Source organism: Microbacterium sp. MPR-TSA4 (assembly GCF_058792815.1).
Map to the genome: position 1 here is coordinate 1 of NZ_JBXAFF010000087.1, position 3595 is coordinate 3595.

Consider the following 3595-nt stretch of genomic DNA (forward strand, 5'->3'; position numbering starts at 1 on the left):
TTACCACCCCCGCCTGGGGAGGAGCCCCCGCGCCGCCGCGAGAAACCACCGGCGAGCCGAGAAAGCACGCACGGCAGGGTTTCTCGCGCCGTAGATGGTTTCTCGCGGGCGCGGATGCGCGGTCAGCGGTCGAGGGAGGCGAAACGCTCGATGTCGCTGTTGGTGCCCGACACGATGATGAGGTCGTGGTTGGTGACCACGGTGTCGGCCTCGGCGTAGCGGAACGGCTTGCCCGGGCTCTTCACCCCGACCACCGTCACGCTGTACTTGGAGCGCACGCCCGACTCGTTCAGGCCGATGCCGCGGATGAACTTCGGCGGATACATCTTGGCCAGCACGAAGTCGTCGTCGAAGCGGATGAAGTCGAGCATCCGGCCGCTGACGAGGTGCGCGACCCGCTCGCCGGCCTCGCGCTCGGGGTAGATGACGTGGTTCGCCCCGACGCGGGCGAGGATCTTGCCGTGCGACTGCGAGACGGCCTTGGCCCAGATCTGCGGCACCTTGAGGTCGACCAGGTTCGCCGTGATCAGCACGGACGCCTCGATGGAGGATCCCACCGCGACGACGGCCACCTGGAAGTCCTGGGCGCCGATCTGCTTGAGCGCCTCGATGTTCTTGGCGTCGGCCTGCACCGTGTGCGTCACGCGCTCGGACCACTTCTGCACGAGCTCGAGGTTGTCGTCGATCGCGAGCACCTCGCGATCGAGTCGGTCGAGCTCGCCGGCGCACGCGGCTCCGAAGCGGCCGAGGCCGATCACCAGGACGGGAGCATCGCTCCGGATCTGCTCAACCAACGATCGGCCTTTCGACGGGCAGCGAGTAATGCTGCGATCGGCTCGTCGCGGCCACGGCCGCAGCGAGAGTGACGGTACCCACACGACCCATGAACATCGTCGCCGCCATGACGTAGACGGCGAGGTCGGGGAGGTCCTGCGTGATGCCCGTGGACAGTCCCACGGTGGCGAAGCCCGAGACCACGTCGAACAGCACGTATTCGACCGGGTATCGCGTGATCTGGGCGATCGTGATGGTCGACACCGCGACGATCGTCGACCCCCACGCGACGACGGACAGCGCGACCCGCTGCACGTCGCTGGGGATGCGGCGGCCGAAGGCCTGCACGCTCGGGCGCCCCTTCGCCTCCGACCAGACGGCGAGGGCGAGCACGGCGAGTGTGGTCACCTTGATGCCGCCGGCGGTGGATGCCGAGCCGCCCCCCACGAACATGAGCATCGAGCCGACCACCAGCGACGATCCGTGCAGCTCGCCGATGTCGACGATCGAGAAGCCGCCCGAACGCGTCATGGCCGACAGGAAGAAGGCCTGGAAGGTCGTGTCCCAGGCATCCATCCCACCGAACGTCTTCGGGTTGTCGTACTCGAGCAGCAGGAAGACGGCGGCGCCGACGAAGAACAGGATCACCGTCGTGATGAGGGTGAGCTTGGCGTGCAGCGACCAGCGCCGCACGTGCAGGTGGTGGCGCCACAGCGCGAAGATCACGGGGAAGCCGATCGAGCCGAGGAAGACCCCCGCCATGAGCAGCGTGAGCAGCACGTAGTTGGTGGCGAACGGGGCGATGCCCTCGGCGTTGGGGGCGAACCCGGTGTTGGTGAAGGCCATCGCCGCGTAGTACGGCGCCTCCCACAGGGCGCTGAGGGGGTCGACGCCGCTGGCCAGCAGCGACGGGTAGAGCAGCACCGCGAGGCCCGCCTCGATCACGAGCGTCGACAGCGCGACGGTCGCCAGCAGCTGACCCACCTCGCCGAGCCGCACGGTCTGGCCCTCGTTGATCGGGCCGCCGTGGGCGCGCAGCGGGTTGGTGTCTCCGGCGGCGATCAGCTTCGCCCGCAGGCCGAGCCGCTTGGAGATGACGAGTCCGAGGATGGAGGCCAGGGTCAGCACGCCCATCGCGCCGACGTTGACGCCGACGTAGACGAGCACGTGCCCGAACGCGCTCCAGTGGGTGCCCATGTTCACGGTCGACAGGCCGGTCACGCAGATGGTCGACACGGCCGTGAACAGCGCGTCGGCGAAGGGGGTGACCCGGCCGTCGGCGGATGCCGCGGGCAGGGAGAACAGGGCGGTGAACAGCAGGATGAGCGCCAGGAAGATGCCCACGGCGAAGCGCGAGGGCGACGAGGTCGTCGCGTCGCGGAGGCCGTCCCAGGCCGCGCTCATCGATGCGCGCAGGGAGCGCCACGCACGGGCACCGACGGTGTCGCCCGTCATGGTCCGCCCCTCTCTGCCCAAGAACCGTTGTCATGGTACTCCGGAGCGCGGCGCGGGCTAACCTATCGTCATGGCGGACATCTTCGACGTGATCGCCGACGGCACCCGTCGGGACATCCTGCAGCTGCTGCGCGAGCGCGCGTCCGCGGGCGAGCGCGGGACGAGTGTCTCGCACATCGTCACCGAGCTCGGGGTCAGCCAGCCGACGGTCTCCAAGCACCTCAAGGTGCTCCGCGAAGCCGAGCTCGTCACGGTCCGCGAAGAGGGCCAGCACCGTTTCTACAGCCTGTCGCCGGCGCCGCTGGACGCCGTCGACGACTGGCTCGTGCCGTTCCTCGACGAAGACCTCGTGGCCGCGCCGGCGGGCGCCTCGACCCTGCCCGAGCCCGCCGTGGCCGCCGCCGATCTGGTGGGGCGGGCCGCGGCATCCGCGAAGCACGCCTGGGACACCGCGCTCAAGCGCCTTCCCGGCCGCTGAGCGGCGCGGGGCGACACCGTCCTGCTCATTCGTCACACGGATCACACGGGTTTACACGCGGCGCACCGAGACCCTAATGTTGTTCCACAGTAATGCGGAGGCACCGCATCGGGGATCGGTGGGGGAATCGGGATGCCGGACCTTTCTGACGTGCGTTTTCTGACGGTCGCCGAGGTGGCCGACATCATGCGTGTGTCGAAGATGACCGTGTACCGGCTGGTGCACGCCGGAGAGCTGCCCGCGGTGCGCTTCGGGCGCAGCTACCGCGTGCCCGAGACGGCCGTCACCGACGCCGTGCAACGTCCCATCGCCGACGTCGGCTAGACTGATCCGAGGGCATTTTTCGAGATGCCCGTTCCCGGACGCGGCCATCCGCGTCCAGACCCCTGACATAGTGAGGTTTTCCGTGGGTTCTGTCATCAAGAAGCGCCGCAAGCGCATGGCGAAGAAGAAGCACCGCAAGCTGCTTCGCAAGACTCGCCACCAGCGCCGCAACAAGAAGTAATTCGTCGCGGCACGCTGCAAAACGACACCGAGCGCCTGTCTCCGAGATCTTCGATCCGGGACGGGCGCTTCGTGTCTGCCCGCCCGCCGGAGTGGGGCAGGATGGATGCCGTGACCACCCTCACGATCATCTCCAAGCCCGACTGCCACCTCTGCGACGTCGCACGGGAGATCGTCGAGGCCGTGGTCGCCGACCTGCCCGAGGATGCCGTCGAGGTCGAGGAGCTGTCGATCCTCGACGACCCCGCGCTGTATGCGCAGTGGTGGGAGAAGATCCCCGTGGTGCTCATCGACGACCGGCTGCACGCGCACTGGCGCCTGTCGCCCGATCGGCTGCGTGCGGCGCTCGAGGACGCCTCCGCACCGGCATCCCCCGTCCCTCCC

Annotated in this window: 6 protein-coding genes; 4 read left to right on the plus strand and 2 right to left on the minus strand. The window is 68.6% G+C overall.

Going from position 1 to position 3595, the window contains the following annotated elements; genetic code table 11:
* Positions 1 to 122: 122 nt before the first annotated feature.
* Positions 123 to 794 (minus strand): potassium channel family protein, encoded by a 672-nt coding sequence (locus AC1Q49_RS16090; protein ID WP_005049780.1) that lies wholly within the window; start codon positions 792 to 794, stop codon positions 123 to 125.
* A complete protein-coding gene (locus tag AC1Q49_RS16095; protein WP_492493405.1) occupies positions 787 to 2229 on the minus strand; it encodes a TrkH family potassium uptake protein in 1443 nt (480 codons plus the stop codon). Before AC1Q49_RS16095 ends, AC1Q49_RS16090 begins: the two co-directional genes overlap by 8 nt.
* A gap of 70 nt (positions 2230 to 2299) precedes the next feature.
* Between AC1Q49_RS16095 and AC1Q49_RS16100 the strand changes: the two genes are divergently transcribed.
* From AC1Q49_RS16100 to AC1Q49_RS16115, 4 genes are all read left to right on the plus strand, one after another.
* Positions 2300 to 2707, plus strand: a complete 408-nt coding sequence (locus AC1Q49_RS16100) for an ArsR/SmtB family transcription factor (RefSeq protein ID WP_060961066.1) — start codon at positions 2300 to 2302, stop codon at positions 2705 to 2707.
* Positions 2708 to 2839: 132 nt separating this feature from the next.
* The gene (locus tag AC1Q49_RS16105) at positions 2840 to 3031 is read left to right on the plus strand and encodes a helix-turn-helix domain-containing protein (protein ID WP_101305621.1); all 192 of its coding nucleotides are present in this window, start codon (positions 2840 to 2842) and stop codon (positions 3029 to 3031) included.
* 82 nt (positions 3032 to 3113) lie between these two features.
* The gene (locus AC1Q49_RS16110; protein WP_003792170.1) at positions 3114 to 3212 is read left to right on the plus strand and encodes a 30S ribosomal protein bS22; all 99 of its coding nucleotides are present in this window, start codon (positions 3114 to 3116) and stop codon (positions 3210 to 3212) included.
* 110 nt (positions 3213 to 3322) lie between these two features.
* A partial coding sequence (locus AC1Q49_RS16115; RefSeq protein WP_492493408.1) for a glutaredoxin family protein occupies positions 3323 to 3595 on the plus strand: 273 nt, incomplete at its 3' end.

What these genes read in the sequence shown, in the direction of transcription:
- AC1Q49_RS16095 (WP_492493405.1), bottom strand. Translation starts at nt 2,229, where the DNA reads ATGACGGGCGACACCGTCGGTGCCCGTGCGTGGCGCTCCCTGCGCGCA.
- AC1Q49_RS16100 (WP_060961066.1), top strand. Translation starts at nt 2,300, where the DNA reads ATGGCGGACATCTTCGACGTGATCGCCGACGGCACCCGTCGGGACATC.
- AC1Q49_RS16105 (WP_101305621.1), top strand. Translation starts at nt 2,840, where the DNA reads ATGCCGGACCTTTCTGACGTGCGTTTTCTGACGGTCGCCGAGGTGGCC.